2 protein-coding genes and 1 pseudogene are annotated in these 3,137 nt (G+C 32.6%); all 3 read right to left on the reverse strand.

The features are described 5' to 3' along the window. Window positions 1–679: sulfurtransferase (locus F6K22_RS37000; RefSeq protein ID WP_293109728.1), on the reverse strand; the 679-nt coding region annotated here is incomplete at its 3' end. 614 nt (window positions 680–1,293) lie between these two features. Beyond that, on the reverse strand, window positions 1,294–1,752 hold the full coding sequence (lepB, locus tag F6K22_RS42740; protein ID WP_363275244.1) for a signal peptidase I: 459 nt from the start codon (window positions 1,750–1,752) through the stop codon (window positions 1,294–1,296). 76 nt (window positions 1,753–1,828) lie between these two features. Beyond that, a pseudogene (lepB, locus tag F6K22_RS37010) lies at window positions 1,829–2,113 on the reverse strand (signal peptidase I); the annotation flags it as partial. Window positions 2,114–3,137: the final 1,024 nt, after the last annotated feature.

Below are 3,137 nucleotides of genomic sequence, written 5' to 3' on the forward strand. Positions count from 1 at the left end.
TCGTGTCAATAATTACTAGATTATTATTTTCTAAGTTTGCTTTTAATTCATTCTGGCTAATTTGCCAATTTTTGCTTCGGTTAACAACAAAATCTCCTCGGACAGGAGGGCTGTTATTAACAAGTTTAACTGTGGGAAAACCTGCTTTTACTAAAGCAGCAAAACCACCATCGACTAAAAAAGATTTTTGATGTCCTAAAGTGCGTAACATCCAAACTATTCTGCCATCTTCTCCCCAACCATTTATGGTGTCGCCAAATACTATTACTGGTTTGTGATTAGAAATTCCAATTGCTTGTAATTTTTCTGTCAAAATTTTGTCATCTGTGAGTAATTTTCCCTTAAATGGTAATTGAGGCTGAGAAAATTCTTTCCAGCTTATACAAGTTGCATTTGATAAACTTTTACGTTGGAAAATTTTACAAGAACGAGCATCTAAAATTGTTGCTCCTTCTGTCGCTAATTTTTGAGCTTGAGTAGTATTAATTATCCATTGGTTATTAGGGGATATTGGCTCTGATAATTCCTGAATAACAAATTGAGAATTTATAGATGAATTTTTCAGTATTTTGGCAGTTTTAATTGAGTTGGCTATAGCTAATGTAGAAATTAATCCAAATATGATTAATCCTAGCATTAGCAGAATTTTTATCGGACTTAAATTTAGACCATTAGACATATATTTAAGGTTTGCTCAAAAAGTCTTATGAGTAACAGTAGGAGTCAGGAGTCGTAGGGGCGATTCGCAAATCTCCCCTACAGAAGAAATAAGAATTATAGAGAAGATAGTCGGAAAAAGTGTTCCTTAATTTTTCTGCCATAGTTAGCCTAAAATACTAAATTTTTGAACTTGAGAGACCTAAAACCTTACACTTTTTCCAGACTTAAAAAGGCTGAAAGCTTTATCTTGAAAAATTTTCATATTTAATCAGGAAACCCTATTTATTTATTCTATAATCTTAGATATAAAGACAACAGTCAAATATTTTTTTATCTTATTCTTACCGAATAATTAATAATTAAATAATTCGCGCCTTGAAGCCTCCCCTTGGATAGGGGAAAAAGCGGTCGGAAAGCGGAGCATTCCGAAGGATGGGATGGCGAGGTCTCCGTTCCCTCCGGGACGCTACGCAAACGCTTGCCTCCAATCGACCAAGAGAAAAGAAATAATATTTCCTTATATTCAATCTGATGGTTTTAACCAGAGATAATTATCAATTATCCATTATCAATTATCAATTAATGAATTTACTTTTATCTGTTTCGTATTTCCTCTTTCCAAGGAAGTTGAAACTATTCAATAAGTCCTGCATTATTTATAGGCGAAAATCTTTTGAAGACTTTACCAAAAATATTAGAGCGATGAACATAACCCGAACAGCGACTATCATAACTGTGGTTTCGGTTATCTCCCATCACTATATATGAATCTTCAGGTAAAGTAATAGGCTTAGATAAAAATCGTTGATCGAGTGGACAAACCTCTATTCTTGTCTGTTGATATTCGGAGCCGTTGGTAACTTTTTCTTCTGGGTTAATAGCAGAAGCTAAGAGGGTATCTATAAATAAAAAATTAAGCCTTGATGTAGGGTGGGTTAGGCACCGAATAATCTCACAAAATAAAATAATATTTCTTGGTCGCCGTAACCCACCGAATACTAGATATTTGAAGTGTTTATTTAGATTTATTTTACAGATACCTTCTAAATACTTTTCTTCTAGAGGTTTATTATTTACAGGATTTACACAAATGTACTATATATAGAGTTTAAAAACTATAACGTTATAGTTTTTAACGCTATATATGTGGTCTGGTGCGTAAGTCCTAATTTACATAAACTTTTCCATTTTTTAGTTCTATTGTTTCTCCTGGCAAGCCAATTATTCTTTTAATAAAAGGATCTTTATATTGTTTTTTTAATACTTCTGTTGGCATAAATATGACTATATCACCCCGTTGTGGTTCTTGAAAATTATAACTCCACTTATCTATAATTAAGCGGTCATTAATTTGCAATGTAGGCAACATTGCGCCTGATGGAATATAAGGAGCTTCTGCAAATTTTATTATTAATGGTGGGATATAAAAATTAAATCCGCTAGTTATTATTATCCCTACAAAAATACTTAACTAGCTATTAGCTTTTAGCATTCAGCTAGCCTCCTGCGGAGGAACTGCGTTAACAGCTTTTTGAGCTTGGGTTTAAATCCCTGTTTTCTATAAACCGGAAGGTTTAGGAGGGGTTTAAATCCCCTTCTAAACATTTACTGCTGAGTGCTGAGTGCTGACCGCTTTTTTAATAAAAGCCTTTTTGAGATTTGTCTATGAACAGGCGCTCTTCGATAAGCATTATAAACAGCAAAACTAAATACTAGAAGAGTCAAGAAGGGAATAAGTGAACTAAATATGAAGATTATAATTAATAAAATACCAAGTCAAATATTGCCTATATATATGTGACCGACTCCTGGAAATATTAATGGATAAATAAACATAGATAACCATGGATATTTACTGCTTTTTCTCACTTCTTCAAATTGGTAATTATTGGCTTTTATGGCACATCTATGAGCGTCAAAAAGATTCCATATAGATAACAAACTATAAGCTAGTAAAAAAGCGATACTAATTATAGGATTACTTCTTGGATTAAATATTCAGTATATGTAAGCATTCAGCGGTCAGCTATCAGCTATCAGCTATCAGCTATGAGTTATTAACTGATGATTACATTGAAGGAGGAATTAGTCTCTAAGAAGAATTAAAACTTATGAATAAATTGCTAACATGACCGTTAACCGAAGTCAAGTATTGTATATTTAAAAGCTGAAGGCTGAATGCTAATAGCCGAATGCTTACAAGTATATACCTAATCCCCAAAATAGACAGCTACAAATTATCAGTATCCGACCTCTAGAGATATTTCCTGAATATATCTGCCCTATTCCTGGAAAAAAATATGATAAATTTACAGCAAGCCAAGGTTCTTTATTAGAAAAAGATTGATTCATTTTTAACCTTACTTATGATAATTTTACTGACAAAAAATTCCGATAATATTACAGCACATTTTAAAATGGTGAGGTACAGTTGAACATTAATCTCTTTTCCCTGTTGCCTAAAATATAAAAAACTT

This window comes from Okeania sp. SIO2F4 (assembly GCF_010672385.1).
Taxonomy (GTDB): Bacteria; Cyanobacteriota; Cyanobacteriia; order Cyanobacteriales; family Microcoleaceae; genus Trichodesmium.